The organism is Acetobacter fabarum (assembly GCF_011516925.1).
Taxonomy (GTDB): domain Bacteria; phylum Pseudomonadota; class Alphaproteobacteria; order Acetobacterales; family Acetobacteraceae; genus Acetobacter; species Acetobacter fabarum.
Genome location: NZ_WOTG01000005.1, coordinates 111,897 through 133,016, shown reverse-complemented (window position 1 = coordinate 133,016; position 21,120 = coordinate 111,897). Strand labels below are relative to the sequence as shown.

Annotated in this window: 16 protein-coding genes; 1 reads left to right on the top strand and 15 read right to left on the bottom strand. The window is 62.4% G+C overall.

What is annotated here, in order from left to right:
• Window positions 1-16: 16 nt before the first annotated feature.
• The 4 genes from trxA to tsaE form a co-directional block, all read right to left on the bottom strand.
• Window positions 17-343: a thioredoxin TrxA gene (gene trxA / locus GOB83_RS08490; RefSeq protein ID WP_059022710.1), complete on the bottom strand. Its 327-nt coding sequence runs from the start codon at window positions 341-343 to the stop codon at window positions 17-19.
• Between the two features lie 130 nt (window positions 344-473).
• Window positions 474-4,055: a double-strand break repair helicase AddA gene (gene addA, locus GOB83_RS08485; protein WP_165925754.1), complete on the bottom strand. Its 3,582-nt coding sequence runs from the start codon at window positions 4,053-4,055 to the stop codon at window positions 474-476.
• A complete protein-coding gene (addB, locus tag GOB83_RS08480; RefSeq protein ID WP_165925753.1) occupies window positions 4,052-7,129 on the bottom strand; it encodes a double-strand break repair protein AddB in 3,078 nt (1,025 codons plus the stop codon). Before addB ends, addA begins: the two co-directional genes overlap by 4 nt.
• On the bottom strand, window positions 7,126-7,584 hold the full coding sequence (tsaE, locus tag GOB83_RS08475) for a tRNA (adenosine(37)-N6)-threonylcarbamoyltransferase complex ATPase subunit type 1 TsaE (RefSeq protein WP_165925752.1): 459 nt from the start codon (window positions 7,582-7,584) through the stop codon (window positions 7,126-7,128). Before tsaE ends, addB begins: the two co-directional genes overlap by 4 nt.
• A 441-nt stretch (window positions 7,585-8,025) precedes the next feature.
• On the opposite strand from tsaE, the gene GOB83_RS08470 reads away from it, so the two are divergent.
• On the top strand, window positions 8,026-8,793 hold the full coding sequence (locus tag GOB83_RS08470; RefSeq protein WP_095349471.1) for a response regulator transcription factor: 768 nt from the start codon (window positions 8,026-8,028) through the stop codon (window positions 8,791-8,793).
• A gap of 48 nt (window positions 8,794-8,841) precedes the next feature.
• Here the strand turns inward: GOB83_RS08470 and thiD are convergent, their stop codons facing one another.
• The 11 genes from thiD to tolQ all read right to left on the bottom strand — a co-directional run bounded on the left by thiD (window position 8,842) and on the right by tolQ (window position 21,113).
• Window positions 8,842-9,675, bottom strand: coding sequence for a bifunctional hydroxymethylpyrimidine kinase/phosphomethylpyrimidine kinase (gene thiD, locus GOB83_RS08465; RefSeq protein ID WP_165925751.1), 834 nt, complete (start codon window positions 9,673-9,675; stop codon window positions 8,842-8,844).
• A gap of 19 nt (window positions 9,676-9,694) precedes the next feature.
• Window positions 9,695-11,053: a phosphoglucosamine mutase gene (gene glmM / locus GOB83_RS08460; protein WP_086647069.1), complete on the bottom strand. Its 1,359-nt coding sequence runs from the start codon at window positions 11,051-11,053 to the stop codon at window positions 9,695-9,697.
• Between the two features lie 145 nt (window positions 11,054-11,198).
• Window positions 11,199-12,230 carry a dihydropteroate synthase gene (folP, locus tag GOB83_RS08455; protein ID WP_165925769.1) on the bottom strand — a complete coding sequence of 344 codons (1,032 nt, stop codon included), beginning with the start codon at window positions 12,228-12,230 and terminating at the stop codon, window positions 11,199-11,201.
• Window positions 12,231-12,325: 95 nt separating this feature from the next.
• Complete coding sequence (gene ftsH / locus GOB83_RS08450) at window positions 12,326-14,254, bottom strand: ATP-dependent zinc metalloprotease FtsH (RefSeq protein ID WP_086647070.1); 1,929 nt, start codon at window positions 14,252-14,254, stop codon at window positions 12,326-12,328.
• A gap of 118 nt (window positions 14,255-14,372) precedes the next feature.
• Window positions 14,373-15,734 carry a tRNA lysidine(34) synthetase TilS gene (gene tilS, locus GOB83_RS08445; protein ID WP_264802740.1) on the bottom strand — a complete coding sequence of 454 codons (1,362 nt, stop codon included), beginning with the start codon at window positions 15,732-15,734 and terminating at the stop codon, window positions 14,373-14,375.
• Window positions 15,721-16,569, bottom strand: coding sequence for a tol-pal system YbgF family protein (locus tag GOB83_RS08440; protein WP_369823059.1), 849 nt, complete (start codon window positions 16,567-16,569; stop codon window positions 15,721-15,723). The genes tilS and GOB83_RS08440 overlap by 14 nt, the downstream gene beginning before the upstream one ends.
• Before the next feature lie 146 nt (window positions 16,570-16,715).
• Window positions 16,716-17,189: a peptidoglycan-associated lipoprotein Pal gene (pal, locus tag GOB83_RS08435; protein WP_086647072.1), complete on the bottom strand. Its 474-nt coding sequence runs from the start codon at window positions 17,187-17,189 to the stop codon at window positions 16,716-16,718.
• A gap of 319 nt (window positions 17,190-17,508) precedes the next feature.
• Window positions 17,509-18,873, bottom strand: a complete 1,365-nt coding sequence (gene tolB / locus GOB83_RS08430) for a Tol-Pal system beta propeller repeat protein TolB (RefSeq protein ID WP_086647073.1) — start codon at window positions 18,871-18,873, stop codon at window positions 17,509-17,511.
• A gap of 25 nt (window positions 18,874-18,898) precedes the next feature.
• Window positions 18,899-19,906 carry an energy transducer TonB gene (locus GOB83_RS08425; RefSeq protein WP_194301342.1) on the bottom strand — a complete coding sequence of 336 codons (1,008 nt, stop codon included), beginning with the start codon at window positions 19,904-19,906 and terminating at the stop codon, window positions 18,899-18,901.
• Between the two features lie 32 nt (window positions 19,907-19,938).
• A complete protein-coding gene (gene tolR, locus GOB83_RS08420) occupies window positions 19,939-20,370 on the bottom strand; it encodes a protein TolR (protein WP_086646555.1) in 432 nt (143 codons plus the stop codon).
• 2 nt (window positions 20,371-20,372) lie between these two features.
• Window positions 20,373-21,113, bottom strand: coding sequence for a protein TolQ (tolQ, locus tag GOB83_RS08415; RefSeq protein WP_025826892.1), 741 nt, complete (start codon window positions 21,111-21,113; stop codon window positions 20,373-20,375).
• Window positions 21,114-21,120 lie beyond the last annotated feature (7 nt).

The window sequence follows — 21,120 nt, the reverse complement described above, 5'->3', positions numbered from 1 at the left end:
CGCATATGGATGTGGCTTACAGCGCGCCTTCAACCCATGCCTTGAGCTGGCTTTTGGGCAGTGCGCCAACCTTTGTGTCCACAACCTTGCCATCACGCACCAGCATAAGGGTGGGGATGGACCGCACACCGTAGGTGTTGGGGGTTACGGGGTTGTCGTCAATATTGACCTTGGCAACCGTCACCTTACCCTGCATGTCCTTGCCGATTTCTTCCAGTGCCGGGCCGATCATTTTGCACGGGCCGCACCATTCGGCCCAGAAATCGACCAGAACAAGGCCAGACGCCTTGAGCACGTCAGCATCAAAGCTGGAATCGCTGACAGCAAGCGTGTGTTCACTCATGACATGTTTTCCTTAACTACCGGGTGCCTGCGCACCCCATGCTGTCCTAGTTAACAGGTCTGCGGGCACTGCACAGAGTGCGCACCAGCAGACCGGGCTTAGCTAACACTTAAGGTGGCCTGCGCCGTGGTCAAGATGCCACGCCCGCGCAAGGTTGCGGAGCATGCTTGTCCAGCAGGTGCTCCGGCAGCCGGTCGGCACGGGGCAGTTCGGTCCAGACCAGCACGCACACAACCTCCCGCCCCGGCCACAACCCTTGCAGCAGGGCGCGGTACGCCGCCATCTGGCGCAGGTACAGCACCGGCGTCTGCTCCACCGTGGAGGGCGCGTGGCGACCACTTTTGTAATCGCACACAATAACCCGGTCAGGCATGACACACATGCGGTCCACCTGCCCCACAATAACCTGCCCGCCAGCAATACCCGCCAGCCGCTGCTCCGCCCGGGCATGGGGGGCAAACAGGTCCACCAGTGCGGGCATACGCAGCACTGCCACAATCTGTGCGGCAAGCCGGGCGGCCTCCGGCATGGACAACCCCGATGCCGGGCGGGCCAGCCAGTCCGTGGCAAGCTGCTCCTGCGCACTGGCAGGGTGGTCAGGCAGGAACTGCAAAAGCGCATGCACCAGATTCCCCCTGCGCAAGGCCGCCTCCCGCGCCTTGAGCGGGGTAATGGCCGCCACATCCAGCGGGGAACGCGCGGGGGGGAGCGGGCCAAGCATGGTATCATCCGGCCGGCTTGGGGCCAGTGGCCGGGCCAGTGGTTCTTCCGCTTCCGGCAGGCCGGGCCGCCAATGCGGGGCCTGCCCCATCCAGCCGGGGAGCGGCGGGAGCACAGGAGCATCCTGCGCGGCAGACGCAACAGGGGCTGCTGGGGCGGACAGGCTGGCGGGGGCTGCGTGCTCCTCCAGCACCAAAACCCTGCCCGACCAGTCCCCCACGCTCCAGTCACGCGGCTGGGCACCTGCGCGCTCAAAACCAAGGCGGCAACATTCGTACCAGCTTTCTGGCGGTACGGTGCGGCCGGGTTTCCAGCCACACACGATCAGCCTGTCCGCCGCACGGGTCAGGGCCACGTAGAGCAGGCGGTTGTATTCCTCTATCGTCTTTTCACGCAGGGTTTCGTACAGGCTGCGGGTCAACCCGACCGACAGGGCGTTGCGCGGCACGTAAATGGGCACCTGCACCCCTGTTTTTTTGTCCGTGCTCCAGAACAGCCTGTCCTCAAACCGGGGCAGGCCCACCGTATCGGGCAGAATAACCAGCCGGGCCTGCAACCCCTTGGAGCCATGTGCGGTCATGACCCGCACGGCATTGCCACCGGCCTCGGCCTCGCGCTTGACACTCTCCTGCGAATGTCTGAGCCAATGCACAAACCCCTGAAGAGAAGGTGGGTGCTGCTCCTGATAACGCAACGCGGCGGAGAGCAGCTCGTCTATTGGTTCCGCGGCCTCTGGCCCCAGCCGCGCCAGCAGGCGTGCCCGCCCGCCCTGCTGGCCCAGAGCCGCGCACAGCAGTTCATACGGGGTAAGGTAATCCACCCGGCCAAACAGGGCGTTGAGCATCTGCCAGGCCTGCGTCCAGTCCGCCTGCTCCGCATGGCGCTCACGCAGGATGGTCCACAGGGGGGCACCGGGCGAGCGCCCTACGGCAAGGGCCATCAGGCTGTCATCGGACAGGCCACCCAGCGGGGAGGTCAGCACACAGGCCAGTGTCAGGTCATCCTGCGGGAGCAGGAGCGCAGCACACAGGGCCATAAGGTCCTGCACCGCAAGCTGGTCGGCAAGGCCCGTGCGCACCAGTGTAGCCACGGGAATGTTATGCCCTTTAAGGGCGCGCACCAGCAGCGGCACAAAGGAGGAGCGGCGCGGCACCAGCACCAGCACGTCCCCCGGTGTCAGCGGTTTTTGCCCCGGCTGGGGGGGGGCTGCCAGTTCACGCGCAATGGTGCTGGCCAGCGCATCCGCCAGTTTTTGCCGTGGGCTCTGCCGGGTGGCGTTCACTGCGGCTGGCTCCCACGGGCTTATGCTGTCCTGCGCATCCTGTGCCTCCGCCAGAGGCCAGAGTTCCACCCGCCCCCCCTGACCGGGGCGGGCCGTAATATGGCGCAGGGGGCGGCCCTGCTCCTCCGCCACGCCACGCGCGGCCTGTGGGTCGGCAAAAACCGCATCAACCAGTTGCAGGACTGGCGCTGTGGAACGGAAGGAGACGGTCAGTTCCGGCTCCCGCCAGGGCAGGTCCGCCGCCTGCGCACGCTGTTTGAATGTAGCCCGCCAAGCCCGGAACTCGTCCGGGTCCGCGCCTTGAAAACGGTAGATGGACTGTTTGTAGTCCCCCACGGCAAAAACCGTTCTGGGGCCTTCCTCCGCCGCGTGTGCGCCTTCACCTGCAAAAAACTCTTCGGTCAGGTCCCCTGCAATGCGCCACTGCTGGGGGGAAGTATCCTGCACCTCGTCCAGCAACAGATGATCTATGCCGCCATCGAGCTTGTACAGCACCCATGCGGCCCCCGGCTCACGCAGGAGCAGGAGTGTACGGTGGATCAGGTCATCATACTCCATCTGGCCCTGCATGGCCTTGCGCTGGTCAAACATGCTGGCCACGGGAGCCGCCATTTTGAGCAGCGCCACACCAAGGCGGGCCAGCTGGCGGGCGTTCATGCCCTCCTCCACCGCCAGTATGCGCTCGGCCTCCTTTTGCAGCGCATCGGCCAGATCGGTATATTTTTCCGCCAGTTTGGCCGAGAGCAGGCCACGGCTGCGCAGTTTACCATCCTTGGTCAGCAACCCGTTGCGCCATACCGCCCATTGCGCGGCACGCTCCGTGGGGGGCAGGGCCAGCCAGTCCAGCAGGGCGAGTGCGTTGGTCTTGACTGTGGCCGATCCCTCCTCCGCCATGGCCCGCAGGCCCGCGCGCAGGGTAGGCTCGGCCGCAAACCCGGTGCAGGAGGCCAGCAGAAAAGCCTCATCGGGCTGCCTGAGTGCTGTTTCCGGCAAAGCCAGCACCCGGCACATGAGACCTTCCGCCTGTTCGGGGTGAGCGCTTACGCGTGCACGCACGGCCTGTGCGTGCTCATTGCGCCGCAAGATACCCGCAAGGGCAATAAAATCTCCAAGCCCGATCTGCCCGGCCAGCGGAGCCACCGTGCTGGCAGGCTGCCCGCCCAGAACACTCTCCACACAGCCCTGCAACGCCAGAGCCGCGTCTGTTTCCTCCATGACCGTAAAATGCGGGTTCATGGCGGCTTCCAGCGGAAAACGCCGCAGGAGCGACTGGCAGAAGGCATGAATGGTGCCAATACGCATACCACCGGGCAGGTCCAGCACCTCCGCAAACAGGGCGCGTGCCTTGCGCCGGGTCTGCTGGGTGCAGGGCACGGCCAGAGCGGCCAGTTCCGCATTCAGCCGGTCATCCGGCAGGGTCACCCACCGGCCAAGGCGGGTTTGCAAGCGAATAGCCATTTCCGCCGCGGCAGCCTTGGTAAAGGTCAGGCACAGAATGCGCGCAGGGTCGCTGCCGGGTACAACGTCACCCCCCGCTTCCACCCGTGGCAGCATCAGCCGGAGCAGGCGGTCTATCAGCAGTTTGGTTTTGCCACTCCCCGCAGAGGCGGACACAAAAACCGATGCCGTGGGGTCGGACGCCATGGCCTGCTGCTGGTTGGCCTGCGCAATGGCGGCATCCAGCGCGCCCTGAGCCGTATGGTGGGTCATGCTTCGGTCTCCATACGGCCGGTATTCCACTCCGGCACACGGGCCAGACGGGCATAATCGGCAAAGCGTGGTTCCTGCCCCGGATGGGGGTGGGAGAGGTAGGGTTGTGTAGGCTGGTCGTACGCGGCAATGCGCGCCAGCAGGCGCTGCCATGTCTGTTCGGCCAGATCAGTCAGATTGTCGTGCTCCTTGGAGGATACGGCCACCTCCTCCCCCGGTTCGGCCCCGCCGGTCAGACGCCAGTAGATCAGCCCGGCAATGTCGGCCACATTGGGAGCATCGGCAAAACCTCCGCGCAGCAGCATGGCGGCCTCCAGCGGCAGTTGCGGGCTCCAGCCGGACAGAACATCGCGCATGGCTGGCAGCATGCCGGTTTTGTAGTCCTGCACAATCACACGCCCCTGCGCACTCAGTTCCACCCGGTCTGCCCGCCCGACAAGGCGGAACGCCCCCCCCGGAGCATCGGGGACCAGCACGCTGCCTGCAATTTCGGTCAAAATAGCTTGCGGCACGCCGTGGGTGGCACGGCGCTGCTGCTCCGCATGTGCAACCCATGCGGCAATGCGCTCCAGCCGGGGCGCCCACCATGCCTGCAAAGCCGGGCGCAGGGCCTGTTCGGCCAGGCAGGTTTTGAACACCTCCGCCAACTTGCGCTGGGCATCTACCGGCCAGTCCACGCCGTGGGTTTTAACCCAGCGTTCCAGCGCGTCATGCACGATCATGCCGTAATCGGAGGCATCGGCCCCTTCCTCCAGCTCGGGCAAAGGCTCAAGCCGCAGGATGTGCCGGGCGTAAATGGCGTAAGGGTCGCGCATCCATGTTTCTATTTCCGTCACGCTCAGGCGGCGGGGGCGCAAGGAAACATCCGGCGTGGGCCGGGGTGGGGCCACTGGCAATGCCGGCCCCTGCGGCTGGTCCAGCCGTGCAAGCCAGGACAGAACCGGGTGCTCGGGCACACTGCCCCCCCAGCCAGCCAGAAAAGCATCCAGCCGGGTTAACCAGCGCGCAGGCACCACAGGTGCGCCATCACGCCTGCGGGCGGAGGACAGAACAACATGTTCCGCCGCGGCCGCCATGGCAAAAAAGTCGTGTGCCGCCTGCCCCACGGCCTGCTCGGGCGGGGGTAGGCCAACCCGCTTGCGCATGGGGCGGCTCATCCACGGCCCGGCATCGGGGGCGGGGGGCCACACCCCTTCGGACAGACCACCCAGTATAACGGTTTCCGCCGTTTGCAGGCGCGCTTCAAACAGGCCCCAGATCAGCACCCGCGGGTGCAGGGCCTGCGGGTTGTTGCCCCGGCGGGTGGCAACACGCTCCTGCGCCAGAACCGCCGTAAGCAGCCCGTCCAGCACAGCAGGCGGCTGGGGGGGCAGCAGGGCGGTTGCCAGCATAAGCTCGCTCAGCCGGGAGGCCAGCAGGCTGCCGTCCTCCCCTTTCCACAACCGGACGGCGGCGGGTTCTTCCTCCGTGCTGGCAAGGCGTTCCACCGTGGCAATCAGGGCTTCGAGCAGGTCGGGCACGCTGGCCTGATGCCGCGCCCCTTCCCCCCCGGCCAGCACCGCACCTTCGGCTTGCTCCCAGCCCAGAACAGGGGCCAGACAATGGGCCAGACGCTCCATAAAGGCCGGCAGGGGTTCGGGGCCAAAGGGGCGGTCCGCGCTCTCGCCCTGCGTCATGCGCTGGCGGTCTTTTTCGCGCTTTGGTTCCAGCCTGTCCCTTACGGCAGCGCAAAGCCCCGCAAACCCCGGAGCGGGAGAAGGACCACGCAGCACCACACGCTCGAGCAGGCGGGCCGAGGCACGGCAGACGCCCGGAGCCAGACCACACGCCACCAGCGGGTGCTTGAGCACGGATAAAAGAGCAACAGGCGCAAACTGGCTATCCACCATCTGCGCCACCAGCCGCAGCAGCACGGCGGGGGGCGTATCCGCCAGTGTGGCGCCTGCGCTGTCATCCGCCAGAATGCCCCATCGCTCCAGCTCTGTGGCCACGCGGGCCGCCAGCCCACGGTCGGGCGTGACAAGGGCCACGCGGTGGCCGGGCTGCTCGATGGCGTTACGCATGACCATGCTGATGGCCACGGCCTCTTCCTGCTGGTCTGCGGCCTCAAACCGGCTGACATGGGCCAGTGCGACCGGGCCGGGCTTTGCCCAGTCATCCAATGCTGCGGCAGGCAGCATCACGCGGGAGAGCACGGCCGCGCGTTCGGGTTCCCCCCCTTGCGCATTCCAGACCTGCACATCCTCCCGCCGGGCCTGCAATGCCGCGAGCAGGTGGCTCATGCCCGCCTGCGGGTGGCTGTCTGGCAGGGCGGCAAACACCTCCTCAGGCATGAGCGTATCCAGCCCCGGCAATACGACCCTGCCCCCCGGACAGGACAGAATAGCCTGTAGCGCATTGGCCGTGGGCGCCATGGCATGCGTAAACCCGGCCGCCCAGAGCGGAGCGGTGTAACCCTGCTCCCCCATGTTCCGCCACAACCGCGCCTGTGCGCCCAGAAGGGCCACCTGCCGGGCCACGGGGTTGATCAGCCCCTGCTCCTGCAACCACACAGGCCATTGTGCGGTAACAATGTTCAGAAAACCCAGAATGGTCTGCCAGTGCTGGGCGTAATCCTCCTGCACGGCATCGGGCAGGCGCTCGAGCAGGTTGACACCAGCCCATTCCGCCTCGTCCATCAGCTCAGCCAGAGCGCGGGCCAGTGGCCATGCCTGATCCAGCGTGGGGCGGGTACCAAAGGCGTTATCCGCCTTTAAAACAAACAGTGTCAGCACGGCCAGACGGGTCATGGCTGGCACGGCGGGGGGGAGCGCCAGCGCCTCTGCCCCACCACAGGCGGACAGGCCCAGTTCGGTCTCGTCCAGAGCGCCTATGGGCATGATGCGGGGCAGGAGCATGCTGCGCCCATCCATACGCCGCAGAAAAGCCTCGGTTAACGCACGCGCGGCCCGGCGGCCGGGGAGCACAATGGTTCCCTCGCCCATGGCCTCCGGGTCATGCCCGGCGGCCTCTATCCAGCGCGCCGCCAGATGGTCCAGAAAAGGCAGATGTGCTGGAATGGTTGCGAGCTTCATACCCCGGGCTCCAGCAGTGTGGCCGGTTGCGGGGGAAGGCGGTCCGCCCAGCCAGCCAGAGTGACACGGCGGTTTCCATCCGCTCCGACCATAAGGGTGATGTGCAGCGCATCGGGGGGGGTCATGTCCTCCAGCCGTTCGGGCCATTCCACCAGCATGACGCCCTCGCACGCATCATCCCACCCCAGTTCGTCCAGTTCCTCCACACTGCCCAGACGCCACAGGTCAAAATGGTAGGCCGTGGCCGTGGGGGAGTCGTAGGCCTGCACCAGCGTATAGGTGGGGCTTGGCACCTCCATATCCGGTGCGGCGCAGAAGTTACGCAAAAACGCGCGTGCAAACACGCTTTTGCCCGCCCCCAGCGGACCAGAGAGCAAAATGGCATCCCCCGCACGGGCAAGGCCTGCCAGAGTTCTGGCCAGTTGTACCGTATCGGCTTCGGTTTTCAGCAACATGACCGATTCCTGCTCCTGCTCCGTGGTGGGCGCGTGCCCTCTGCATCGGGTCCAAGACTGACCTTTTCCATATCAAGCCGGAAGCGGGAAGAGTGAAGCACTGAATTTGTAAACTTTTTATAAACACAGATTTTGTTAGGAAATAATAAATATACTCAACATGACTATTTATTGTTCGCAAAAAAATTACTTTATAATACTTTATTATTTATCCCATAGGGAACTTTTTGCCCGTATAGTCTGTTCCAAAGAACGCTATGTTTTTTTTCCGATATGTCGGGTCAAGCTATACGCCAGTCACATATCTGTTATTATCGAAATAATAAAAATAATATGAATTTGTGTTTATTTTTTCAGAAAAACACGTAAAAGTATCATCAGAGCGAGCCAATACAACCTCAAGGTGTATCACCCCATACCTGCAGCTATGTGAGGCCAGTCATGCGCATTCTATTTGCCGAGGACAAATTTACCTCCAGCCGGGCCATTCTTTCCGCCCTGAAAAAAGCAGGTTTTGCGGCGGATCTGGCCCGCTCTGGCCAAAACACCATAGAATTGCTGCGAAATTACGATTATGGGCTTGCCATTATTACCATGACCCTGGCGGACATGGACGGGTACACCATTCTCAACACCCTGCGCACGCTCAAGATCACAACACCCGTTATCATTCTTTCCAACGTTGATACGCCAGACGCCAAGATACGGGCCTTTACACTGGGGGCTGATGATTATCTGGCCGAACCGTTTGAATCCGCTGAGCTGATTGCCCGCGCACAGGCCATTCTGCGCCGCTCCAACGGATACGCCCACCCGGTTGCCCAGGTTGGCGCGCTGACCCTGAACCTGAACAACCACACGGTTACAGTCGGCAACCGCCCCATCCACCTGACCGGCAAGGAATTTGCCATTCTGGAACTGCTGGTGCTGCGCAAGGGCATTGCCCAGACCAAGGAAACATTCCTCAACCACTTATACGGTGGCCGGGATGAACCAGACATCAAGATTATAGACGTCTTTATTTGCAAACTGCGCAAAAAACTCCAGACCGTGGGTGCGGAAGACCTTATTTCCACCGTATGGGGTCGCGGGTACATTCTGCATGACCCGCAGGCACAGACACAGCCTGTTCCCACCCCCTTGATGGCCCCCCTTGCACACCGGCCTGTGCTGCCCGAGCCTGCTCTGCTGCAGGCTGTTGGGGACTAATAAACCACCTGCTCCACACTGGGTGTTCCCATAGGGAGCCAGCATTCTTCAGGACCGGGTTGCAGGGTACCAGGCATGGGCATGCCATAATGGCCCCGCCCCCCTGCCAAGTTCGGGGGCCTGCTCAATAGCATCATGCACATACAGGCAGGACTGCCGGACCGCATCTGGCAGAGCGAGTCCCTGCGCCAGTGTTGTTGCCAGCGCGCTGGCCAGCGTACAGCCCGTGCCATGGGTGTGCCGGGTTGCAATACGCTGCCCCACAAACTCGCGCGCTCCCGCCCCATCCAGCAGCACATCCACCAACGCTTCCCCCGCCAGATGCCCGCCTTTGAGCAGAACCGCCGCCCCCGTCTGCTGGTGCAGCCATAGGGCTGCGGCCTTCATATCCTCCACCGTATGAATAGTAAGCCCTGTCAGCTTTTCCGCCTCAGGCAGGTTGGGGGTAATCAGGGTTGCAAGGGGCAAGAGCGTTGTGCGCAGGCAGGCCAGAGCATCCTCCGCCAGCAGGGCTGCGCCCCCCTTGGCCACCATGACCGGGTCCACCACCACAACAAGATCAGGGGTATTGTCGCGAGTCCGGGCAATTTCTGCCGCCACGGCCTGCGTTTGCACAACACCCCCCAGCATGCCGGTTTTAATGGCATCCACCCCCAGATCATCCACAACACAGCGGATCTGGTCGCGAATAAACTGTGGCGGCACAGGCAGAATATCCTGCACGCCCTGTGTGTTCTGGGCCGTCAGGGCGGTTAGGGCGGTCATGGCATAACCACCCAGCGCCGTAATGGTTTTGATGTCGGCCTGAATACCCGCCCCTCCGCCAGAGTCGCTCCCTGCTATGGACAGAACTCTCGGGCGCTGGGGGGCGGGGTGGGTCATGCAGAGGGGCTTTCCGGCTTCAGGCTGGCTGGGTTGCTTTTTCCAGCACAGCGCACATTTTGCTTACGGCCTCATCCACAAGGGCGGCATCTTCCGCCTCGGCCATAACACGCACCAGCGGTTCCGTACCGCTACGGCGTAACAGCAGGCGGCCCTGACCGGCCAATATACGTTCCACCTCATGCTGGCGTTCACGCACTTCATCCGTATCCAGCGGGCAGGCTCCTGCGTAACGGACATTACGCAGCTTTTGCGGGAAGGGCTGGAAAAGACGGCAGACCTCGCTCGCGGGGCGTCCGGATTCGACCAGCACGGCCAGAATCTGCAAGGCGGCAATCAGGCCATCACCCGTTGTGGCAAAGTCGGTCAGCACCATATGGCCCGACTGCTCGCCCCCCACATTCACCCCACGCTCCCGCATGCGTTCAACCACATGGCGGTCGCCTACGGCGGTACGTTCAAGGCCCACGCCCATTTTTTCCAAAAACCGTTCAAGCCCCATGTTGGACATAACCGTGGCCACCACGGCATTACCCACCAGACGCCCTTCCGCTGTCCATGAGCGGGCGATAAGGGCCAGAATCTGGTCCCCATCAATCAGACGCCCGGTTTCATCCGCGATCAGCACACGGTCGGCATCCCCGTCCAGGGCAATGCCAATATGTGCACCATGCTGCACCACGGCCTTACACAGGGCCTCGGGGTGGGTGGAGCCACACTGTTCGTTAATATTCACACCATTGGGCTCACACCCGATGCGAATAACCTCCGCCCCCAGCTCCCACAGCGCTGTGGGGGCAACCCGGTAGGCCGAGCCATTGGCGCAGTCGATCACGATTTTCATGCCGTCCAGCCGCAACTTGCGGGGGAAGGAGGATTTGGCACTTTCAATATACCGGCCTGCGGCATCATTCAGGCGTGAGGCGCGGCCGATCTGGGCCGGGTCTGCCATATCCGCATGCAGGTCGGTCACCATCAGGTTTTCAATCGTGCGCTCATCCTGATCGGAGAGCTTGAACCCGTCGGGGCCGAACAGTTTGATCCCGTTATCACCAAACGGATTATGGGAGGCGGAGATCATGACCCCCAGATCGGCCCGCAGGGAGCGGGTCAGCAGGGCAATGGCGGGGGTGGGCAACGGCCCAACCAGAGTGACATCCATACCAGCGGACAAAAAGCCGGAAACCAGAGCACTCTCGATCATATAACCGGATAATCTGGTATCCTTGCCCAGCAGCACGCAGTGCCGGTGGTCCCCACGCCGAAAATGCAGCCCCGCCGCCTGCCCCAGCTTCTGGGCAATTTCCACCGTCATGGGCGCAACATTGGCAGTGCCGCGAATACCGTCTGTTCCAAAAAATCGCTTCATAATACTCATTCCATTCCGCAATCGGCAATGGACCTGAATACTCTGGCCGTTGCTGGCGGAAACTTCTGTCCTGTCCTGCTGCTCTTTCCTAAAACGGTTTTGGGTTGGAAGAAACCGTGTTCAGGCCACAAAAAACATTTTTGGCGCACCATGCTTACCCACCCTGCACCCCCTGCCAGACCCGGACACCCTGCGCCATGCTGGCCACAGCGTGCACCCGCAGCAACGGGTTGCCAAAGGGCATGGCCATAAGGGAGGCCGCCACCGTGCCGCTATCACGCTGGGCGGGGTCTGCCACACCTGTTAGCGTACCAATCATGCGTTTGCGCGAGAGAGCGCACACCACACGGCACCCCAGATTGGCCAGCAGCAGAATGCGGCGTAGCAGAACAACATTCTGCTCCTGCGTTTTGGCAAAGCCAAACCCCGGGTCCACCATCAGCCGCTCACGGGCAATGCCCGCTTCCACCGCGGCCTCCACCCTCTGCCCCAGTTCCCGCACCACATCGCAGGCCACATCGGTATAATGGGTGTGTTGCTCCATGGTCTGGGGGGTGCCGCGCATGTGCATGAGCACAACGCCACACTGCTGCTTTGCCAGCAAAGGCAGGGCAGTCGGGTCGTGCCCAAGGGCGGAAACATCATTGATCACGCGCGCACCCGCAGCCAGTGCACGCTCCATAACCAGACTATTCCGCGTATCGACCGAAAGCGGCACATCGGGCATGCTCTGGCGCAGCCCCTCCAGCACCGGGCCAACCCGCTCCCACTCCTGCTGGGGGGAGACAACTGCGGCACCGGGGCGTGTGCTTTCACCCCCAATGTCGAGCACACCGGCCCCATCACGCACCATCTGTTCGGCCGCCTGCAGGGCAGAACCTGCATGGTAGTGCTGGCCTGCACAGCTAAAGCTGTCTGGTGTTGTATTCAGGATTCCCATAACCAGCGGCCCCGCAGGCAACCCGGCATCGGGCACGGGGGAAACAAGGCGCTGCATCACGGGTAGCCACGCATGCGGTACAGCGCCCACAGGCACGGGGCCAGAAGCGCTATCCCCTTCAATCAGCAAAACGGCTGTAAACGCGGCAGTACTGTTCTGGAATGGCAGGGCCACGCCTTGCCGTATGGCCTCCTGCGCCATTGGTCCAAACAGGAACCCCATGGGTTCAACCAGCCTGTGCCACATCGCCTTATCCTTTTTTACTGTCCCCACCATACAAAAGAGGCGGCACCGGGTGCCGCCTCTTCTGCTTCATATCCGTTTACTGCCGCACCCTGCCATTAACCGGCCTGGGGGGCGGGAACAGCGCCGCCATCTTCCGCCGGGGTGGGGGCTGGCGCTTCCCCCGTAACCTGCGGCACGGAGGCGCGGCGGTTAACCGGGCCATCATCTGCTTCTTCCGGCCGTTCAATCGGCTGGCCGCGCATGATCTGGCGGATTTCCTCACCTGTCAGGGTTTCGTATTCCAGCAGGGCTTCGGCCAGACGGTGCAGCTCGTCCACATGGTCATGCAGGTAGTTGCGGGCCTGCACGTAGGCTTCATCAATCAGGCGTTTGACTTCAACATCAATATCGCGCGCCGTCTGTTCAGAAAAATTGCGGGCGGCCCCAAAGAAGCTGTTGCCCTGATCTTCATCCGCATAGGCGATCATGCCCAGCTTGTCGCTCATGCCCCATTCGGTCACCATGCTGCGGGCAACACGGGTGGCCATTTTAATGTCCCCCATTGCGCCGTTGCAGATGTTGTCCTTGCCATAAACCACTTCCTCGGCAACACGCCCGCCCATCGCCACCACAAGGTGGGCAATGGCGTTCATCTTGCTCATGGAGAGCCGGTCGTCCTCAGGCAGACGCATGACCATGCCAAGGGCACGCCCACGCGGGATAATGGTCGCCTTGTGAATGGGCTCGCTCTCGGGCACCAGCACGGCGGTAATGGCGTGCCCGGCCTCATGGTAGGCGGTGCGTTTTTTCTCGTCCTCGCTCATCACCAGCGAGCGACGTTCAACGCCCATCAGCACCTTGTCCTTGGCGTCTTCAAACTCGCGCATGGACACCGTGCGGCGCCCAAGGCGGGCAGCGGACAGTGCGGCCTCATTGACCAGATTGGCCAGATCCGCGCCGGAAAAGCCGGGGGTACCACGGGCAATAATGCGCGGGTCCACGTCGGATGCCAGCGGCACCTTGCGCATATGCACCCGCAGGATTTTTTCACGCCCGCTTACGTCGGGGTTGGGCACCACCACCTGCCGGTCAAACCGGCCGGGGCGCAGCAATGCGGGGTCCAGCACGTCGGGGCGGTTGGTGGCGGCAATCAGGATCACGCCCTCATTGCTTTCAAACCCATCCATTTCCACCAGCATCTGGTTCAGGGTCTGTTCGCGCTCATCGTTACCGCCGCCCATGCCCGCACCACGATGGCGGCCAACGGCGTCGATTTCGTCAATGAAGATAATGCACGGTGCGGATTTTTTGCCCTGTTCGAACATATCCCGCACACGCGATGCGCCAACACCGACAAACATTTCCACAAAATCGGACCCGGAGATGGTGAAGAAGGGCACATTGGCCTCACCCGCAATGGCGCGGGCCAGCAGGGTCTTACCCGTGCCGGGGGGGCCAACCAGCAGCACACCTTTGGGGATTTTGCCGCCCAGCCGCGTGAACTTCTGCGGGTCCTTGAGGAAATCCACAATTTCCTGCAACTCGCCCTTGGCTTCATCAATGCCGGCCACGTCTTCAAACGTTACGCGGCCATGCTTTTCGGTCAGCATCTTGGCGCGGGACTTGCCAAAGCCCATAGCACCACGACCACCCGCACCCTGCATCTGCCGCATCATGAACAGCCATGCCGCGACCAGCAGGATAATGGGCAGGGAGTTCAGGAAGTAGCGCAGCAGCGGGCTGCCATCCTGCTCCAGTGGCTTGGCCACAACCTCCACCCCTTTACCCACCATGCGCGAGACAAGGGAGGGGTCCATGGGGGCATAGGTCTCAAACGCGGTGCCGTCGGTCAGCGTGCCGGAAATATTGTGGTTCTGCATGACAACAGACCGGACATGCCCCGAATCAATATCGGCCACAAAATCGGAATATGCCAGTTGCTGGGCGGCATGCTGCGCCGTGCCCGGCTGGAACATGTTCACCAGTAACAGCAGTAGCAGGATAATGCTGACCCAAAGCGCCAGATTGCGACCTAAATTGTTCATCTTGCCCGAGTGTCCATACTTCTAGTGCGTAAAGCGCCGGAGTGTCCTGCCATCTTGCCCGGCGCCTGGGGAAAAAAGCAACCTTTGCTCTTATAAATGGGATGCCTGAACCGTTTTCCTAGCCCACGGGCCCCACATAGTCCTTGTTGTGTACTTTTTTGCACCCGTACACACCCATTCCCGTTACGGGAACAGGCGGTCTGAACTCAAAAAAAACATCCGCCCAGTCTGCCGTGCTGCACCACCCCAGATGCGGCACCGCAACCCGCTGCCCCTGCCACCACAAGGCGGGCAGCCCGGCACAGAACAGGGCTGGCCACCCGGCACGGACCTTGCGCGCCAGCCCGTAACCGGCAGCCCCCACATATACCCCGCAACGCAGCAGGGCAGAAGGGGCGCGCAGCACAAAGCGGCCATCCCATACAACGCCGGGGCTGGCCGCTACCGGCGCGCTCACGCCAGCGTGCTCCCGGATGAGAAACCACTCATCGCGCCATCTGGCAAGCTGGGTGCCAGCCAGTGTGCCCGCTCCCCCGTTTTTGCACAGCCGCGCTACGGCAGCCGGTGCAGGGGGGTACTGCTGCGCACCAACCGTGCGGATCAGCCCCGACAAAGTAGCCGCTTCGGGCAGGTTTTGCCCAAGCCCAACCCAGCCATGGGGGTAAAATGCGCAGGTCTGCGCCAGTGCCATGGCCTGCGCCCTCTCACGCGCCATGCGCTGCGCGCCTGCATCCATGGCAAGGCACCAGAACTGCTCGGACAGGCCATTTTCCTGCAAGGCAAAGCGGACCCGCACACGCTCGGCACGCAGGTCCTGATTAGACGGGTCATCCACCCAGGCCAGCCCGGCCGCACGCAATGTCTGGCGCAAAGCCACGCGGGAAACGCCCAGTAATGGCCTTACCAGCCGCACATCCGGCGTGTGGCTGACCCAGCCCATGGCTGCCAGCCCATCCGGCCCGCTCCCCGCGTTAGAACGCATCCATGCGGTTTCGGCCTGATCATCCGCCTGATGACCAAGGAGTAAATCCACACAGCCAGCCTGCTGGCAGGCCTGCACCATGCGCGCATAACGGGCCTTGCGCGCCCGTGCGGCCATGGCAGGGCCTTTGGTCAGGTCTGTCAGGGTTATCAGGCGGGCGGGCACGTCCATGGCGTGCAGGCGCTCCACCGTAAGCCGGGCCTCTGCCCCGGATTCGGGGCGTAACCCGTGGTCCACCACAAGGGCCAGCAGATTGCACCGCCAGCGCCGGGCCAGCCATGCCAGCGCCAGACTGTCCCCCCCACCAGAAACAGCCAGTGCAACCGGGGGGCTCCCCGGTGCATCTGCACCCCACGGGCCAAGGGTGTCCAGCAATGCGGCAAACCATTGCGGCGGAACCGGCTGGTCAGAAAAAACCGGGCGCTGTTCAAACCGGACCGGCAATCCCCCTACCCCCGATAACCCGAGGGTACGTGCTGGAGCATTAGTTACAGCCACCCTTACGCCCGTATATTTCCGCCGCATGGGCCACGCGGGGTGCGGGGGACGGGAACTCGTTATTCAGCTTGCCCAGTGCTTCACACGCGGATTTTTTGTCTCCCAACGCCAGAAGCGAGGCCGTTACACCCAGCAGGGCATCAGGGGCCCGAGCGCTTTTGGGTGACTGACGATACGCATCGTAATACGCCACGGCAGACTGCCGATACTGCTTTTGCCCGGCAAGGGACTGGGCCAGCAGGAACTGCGCATCCACCTTGAATGCCCCTTTGGCACTTTTAAGGGCGGCCTCGGCATTGTCATGCGCGGTATCGTAATCCCGCTTTTGCAGGGCCGCCTTGCCCGCGCTCAGCAGGGCATCGGGTGTGGTGGGGCGTGCCGCAGGCTCTGCAGAGGCTGCGGCTGCCGGGGCAGCACTGCCCCCTGCCCCAGCCTGCGCGGCAAACTGGCTATCCGCCACCTGCTTGGACAGGGCTGCTGTTTTTTGCTGGAGGTCATTGGTCAGCTGGTCAATTTCGCCACGCATGTCGCGCTGCTGCTGTTCCAGCGTGCTGACCCGCTCCAGCAACTGGGAGACCAGATCCCCATTCACAGCCGATGACCCACCCGCAGAGGCAGATGGGGGGGGAAGTGCCCCGCCCTCGCTCTGGGAGGCCTGCATCTGGCTCATGGCCTGCTTGAGGGCAAGAATCTGGTCCTGAAGGGCAATGCCTTCCCGGCTGGTAACATCCTGTGCATGGCCCATGGGGCTGGTTGTGCCCATAAGCACGGCCACCAGGCCCGAAAGCACCAGACCATGGCGGACAACGCGTACTGCTTTAACCCGGGACTTCATTGAAAACCTCACCCCATCGATAAGAAACGGGCAAGAATTCCATCATTCCGTCCCGCAAAACAAGACACGAAATACAAAACAGGCCGGGCTTTGGGGCCCGGCCTGTTCCGTTTAATCAGTCAGATTTCAGATAATGTCTGAAAATCTTACTTCACAGCCGTAATGGCGTTACGGTTCTGTGCCCATGCTTCTTCGGTGTCGCCCAGAGCGGTGGGGCGGTCTTTACCGTAGGAGATGGTGGAGATGCGCGAAGAGGTCACGCCTTTTGCCACCAGGTAGTCACGAGCGGCGTTTGCACGGCGCTGACCCAGAGCAATGTTGTATTCTTCGGTGCCGCGGTCATCGCAGTTGCCTGCAACTTCAACGTTCACCTGCGGATACTTTGCAAGCCAGTCAGCCTGCTTCTGCAGGGTGGTCTTGGCGTCTGCGCTCAGGCCGCTCTTGTTCAGGTCATAGAATACGCGGTCCCCCACGTTGGCGACCAGATCAGCTTCGCTGCCCGGCACCGGGCCAGACGGCTGAACAGCCGCGCCGGTGGAAGCACCCGTGTTTGCATTTTCGTGCGCACAGGCTGACAGAAGAGCAACCATACCAAGCGCAGCAACAACTTTCAGTCTCATGTGTCGGATCCTGAGAATTAGCCTTAGGGCTATTCGGAGAAAAAGAAGTTAATAACCTTGTATCTCCGCGTATTCTTCTGCTCCCCTCCGAACCCTTCGAAGAGCCGACGAATTTTGGAGACCATTCCGCCGTAAGCCATAGCTTATGCGGTCGGTCAAGCATGTTCTCTGTTTCTCATACCAGCCATACCTTGACTGATACCCAAACAACACACCCCGGCCCCAAGCACAATAACCCTAAATTACGAAATTATAAAGAAAATTAGGGCGGAATTATGAAAACTTCTCCCGCCCCAAAGCCGGGCGGGAGAATAATCCTTCACCCGTTCAGGGGGGACCATGCCGGGTCGGATGCCCCTTCTGGCGTCGGAATAACGCGGTCGTTAAAGCCCGTAATATCGACCATGCCGATAATGGAACTGAATCCGCTCCCACCCGCGCCGGCGCGGCTCTGGCGGCAATAGGCCAGCACGCGCCCGTTGGGGCAGAAGCTCGGGCTTTCCACCGTAAAGCCCTCGGTCATGATCCGCTCACCCGTGCCATCAGGCTGCATGACCCCAAGGGAGAACATGCCCCCGGCAATGCGGGTAAAGGCGATCAGGTCCCCACGAGGGGACCATACAGGGGAGCCATAAGTGCCCTGCCCGTAGGAAATGCGCTGCGCGTTCCCCCCGCCTGCTGGCATGATGTACAGCTGCGGGCTGCCGCCCCGGTCGGAGTTGAAAACAATCTGCGAGCTGTCCGGGCTGTAGCACGGGCTGGTGTCAATCGCGCCCGAAGCCGTAAGCTGCCTGCGCGCGCCCGAGGCCAGATCGACCGAATACAGGTCCGACCCACCATTACGGGTGACGGACAGCAGGACCGAACGCCCATCGGGCGAGAAGCGCGGCGCGAACGAAATCCCCTGAAAATCACCCAGAATCTGCTGCCGACCTGTGTTGAGGTCGAACAGATACACCCGCGGCCGGTTATTGGCGTAGGACATAAAGGCGACCTGATCCTTGGCGGGGCTGAAGCGGGGCGTCAGCGTCAGCCAGTTCCCGGCCGTGAGCATGCGGGCATTGGCGCCATCCTGGTCCATAATGGCCAGCCGTGTGCGCTGGTGCCCACGCGGACCAGAGCGGGAAATAAAGGCGATGCGGGTATCAAAATACCCTTTTTCACCCAGCATCCGCTCGTAAATCACATCACCCACAATATGGGCGATACGCCGCCAGTTGGCGGAGGATGTTGTGTAGGCCGTACCCTGAATCTGCTGCTGGCTCAGCACATCCCACAGCCGGATTTCCACCCGCACGGATGCGCCACTCCCCGTAACGCTCCCCGTAACCTGCGCATGCGCGCCAAGGCCCTTGGCGGTGGCAAAATCGGGTTTGGCGGCAGTGGATGAGCCGGGAATAACCTTGAACAGGCCCGTGTTGTTCAGGTCGTTGGTCAGTACCTCGGCCATCTGCTGGCCAAGACCGCCCCCAAAATCGGGGATGATAATGGGGATAGGAGCCGTGCGGGCCTGATCCACCGTAATTTCCGCTTCTGGCGCGGCTGTGGCGGCAAAAGCAGCCAGCGGAGTGGCCAGAATGCCCCCTGCGGCAACGCTTGCGCCAAGCAGGGTACGGCGGCGCAGCGCGCCCACCAGAGCATCTGCTTCCTGATCGGAAATAAGAGGCCGGGTACTCATCAGCATGTGTTTTCCTCCGTGTGGCCTGCTTTTAAGGCCTGAAGACAAATTTGAGTTGCCGGGGCTGCCCAAGAAGCTCCTTGGGAATCGGCAGTTTGGCGCATGTGGGGCTTAACACGGCCGCGCGGGCGCGCTCGGCCAGAGCACGGTAGGACGCATCCGCACTCATACGGGCCTGTGTTTCCGGGGCGAACTGCACAATCCGTGCCTCGCCCGTTGCATCCACGGTTACAACCAGATGGGCCACAAAACTGGCATAGTCCTTGGCCGCCGTATCTTCCGAATAGCAACGGCGGACGGATGCCCCAATGGCCTTTTGCTGCCCAACGCTCAGGCTGCCCGTAATGTTACTGCCCACGGGTGATCCCCCCCCGTTAGGGGCCCCACCGGCAAGCGGGTTGGCCCGCGCCTTGGGGGCGTGTGTCTGCTTCTGGTCCGAGCGGAAGGTATCCAGCGTTTCCAGCAGCGAATGTGTGTCCGGCTCGCTCTTTTTGGCCTTATTGGACTGCGTCAGGTGCGAGGGCACCACCATGTCGGGCAGCGTATCCGTCTGCTGCGTCATGGGGGATGGGGGTGCCACGCTGGTAGACGGCTTGAGCGGCGCCGGGGGGGATGGGGGCGTCTTGACCGCCTCTGGCGAGGGTTCCTCCGCCTTGGGGGGCAGGGGCACGTCCGGCAGCGGTTCAGCCTCCGCCTGGGGCGGGGGCGGCACAGCCTGAGGCGGCGGGGGCGGTGGGGGGGGCTCCTCGTTCGGCACGTCCTTGGGCGGCTCGGGCGTGGGAGGAGCATCCTGCACGGCGGGAGCAGGCGGACGCGGCTCATCCGCAGGCTTTTCAGCCTTGGCAGAGGGGCCTCCATCCTGCGCGTCTGATGGCTCGAACTCCATCTCGACCGTTGGCTGTGGCGGTTCTTCCGGCGGCTTTGGCGGCGGCAGGGAGATCAGCAGTGCCACAAGTGCTGCGATATGCGCCGCACCTGACACATAAAGAGACCGCCTGAGCAAAAGCTGATCAGACCGGCGTGGCCGTGCCATAGGCATCGTGTTCGTACCTCTCCACCCGACCGGATGGCTTATTGCCCGGAGCTGGCGGGTTGCTGCGCCAGCAGAGCCACATGTGTAAATCCACCTGCGGTAATCTGACCCATGACCTGCATGACCTGCCCATAATCAATATGGGCGTCACCACGCACAAAAATGCGGTGCTCGGTGTCATTGTTCGCAGCTGCCTTGAGCTGGGCCACAAGCTGTTCCGCTGTGACCGGCTCATCCCCCAGAAAAAGGGCCCCATCCGCCTTGATGGACACCGTAATCGGCTTTGTATCCGAGTTTACGGGCCGGGCGTCGGTTTTGGGCAGGTCAACATTCACGCCGCTGGTCATCATGGGGGATGTGACCATGAAGATGATCAGCAGCACCAGCATGACATCGACCATGGGCGTTACGTTAATATCGGCCATCGGACGCCTGCGGCGGCGCCCGCTCCCACCAGACGACATAGCCATGCTCAGACCCTTTCTTCAGACTGGCGGGAGAGAATGGCGGCAAACTCGGTGCCGAATCCTTCCAGGCGGTCCTCAAACAGGTCCATGCTGTTGCTGATCACGTTATAGGCCACATAGGCGGGTATGGCGGTCAGCAGGCCAATGGCGGTTGCAAACAGCGCCTCGGAAATACCGGGGGCCACAACGCTCAGGTTGGTGTTGTGTTCTGCCGCAATGGAGCTGAAGGAATGCATGATCCCCCACACCGTGCCAAACAGGCCCACAAACGGAGCGACCGGCCCCACGGTTGCCAGAAAGATCACCCAGCGGCGCAGGCGATCCATCTCCCGCGTAATGGTAATGCCAATGGCGCGGTCCACGCGCTCCTTGACCCCGCCACGCACCAGGTCCACCCCCGGAATGCGGGCTGAACGCCGCCATTCCCCCATGGCTGCGCCAAACACGGCGGCCATCGGGCTTACGGGCTTTGCGCCATCGCTTTCGTACAGGTCATCAAGGCTGCCACCGGACCAGAACCGGTCCTCAAACCCCGAAGCCGCGCGGTTGATCCGCCGGATTGTCACAAACTTGTCGATAATAATGGCCCAGACCATAATGGAGCACAAAAGCAGCCCCAGCATAACCAGCTTGACCACAAGCGAGGCGTTCATAAACAACGCCCAAACCGACAGGTCTCCCGCCGCGCTTACGCCGAGATTTGCCGCATCAACCGCACGATCCAATAATGCCTCCTGCCTCTGCACCCGTTGC

Bases quoted from the DNA above. Each gene is read 5' to 3' on its own strand.
- trxA (WP_059022710.1), bottom strand. From the start codon at position 343: ATGAGTGAACACACGCTTGCTGTCAGCGATTCCAGCTTTGATGCTGAC.
- addA (WP_165925754.1), bottom strand. From the start codon at position 4,055: ATGACCCACCATACGGCTCAGGGCGCGCTGGATGCCGCCATTGCGCAG.
- addB (WP_165925753.1), bottom strand. From the start codon at position 7,129: ATGAAGCTCGCAACCATTCCAGCACATCTGCCTTTTCTGGACCATCTG.
- tsaE (WP_165925752.1), bottom strand. From the start codon at position 7,584: ATGTTGCTGAAAACCGAAGCCGATACGGTACAACTGGCCAGAACTCTG.
- GOB83_RS08470 (WP_095349471.1), top strand. From the start codon at position 8,026: ATGCGCATTCTATTTGCCGAGGACAAATTTACCTCCAGCCGGGCCATT.
- thiD (WP_165925751.1), bottom strand. From the start codon at position 9,675: ATGACCCACCCCGCCCCCCAGCGCCCGAGAGTTCTGTCCATAGCAGGG.
- glmM (WP_086647069.1), bottom strand. From the start codon at position 11,053: ATGAGTATTATGAAGCGATTTTTTGGAACAGACGGTATTCGCGGCACT.
- folP (WP_165925769.1), bottom strand. From the start codon at position 12,230: ATGTGGCACAGGCTGGTTGAACCCATGGGGTTCCTGTTTGGACCAATG.
- ftsH (WP_086647070.1), bottom strand. From the start codon at position 14,254: ATGAACAATTTAGGTCGCAATCTGGCGCTTTGGGTCAGCATTATCCTG.
- GOB83_RS08440 (WP_369823059.1), bottom strand. From the start codon at position 16,569: ATGAAGTCCCGGGTTAAAGCAGTACGCGTTGTCCGCCATGGTCTGGTG.
- pal (WP_086647072.1), bottom strand. From the start codon at position 17,189: ATGAGACTGAAAGTTGTTGCTGCGCTTGGTATGGTTGCTCTTCTGTCA.
- tolB (WP_086647073.1), bottom strand. From the start codon at position 18,873: ATGCTGATGAGTACCCGGCCTCTTATTTCCGATCAGGAAGCAGATGCT.
- GOB83_RS08425 (WP_194301342.1), bottom strand. From the start codon at position 19,906: ATGCCTATGGCACGGCCACGCCGGTCTGATCAGCTTTTGCTCAGGCGG.
- tolR (WP_086646555.1), bottom strand. From the start codon at position 20,370: ATGGCTATGTCGTCTGGTGGGAGCGGGCGCCGCCGCAGGCGTCCGATG.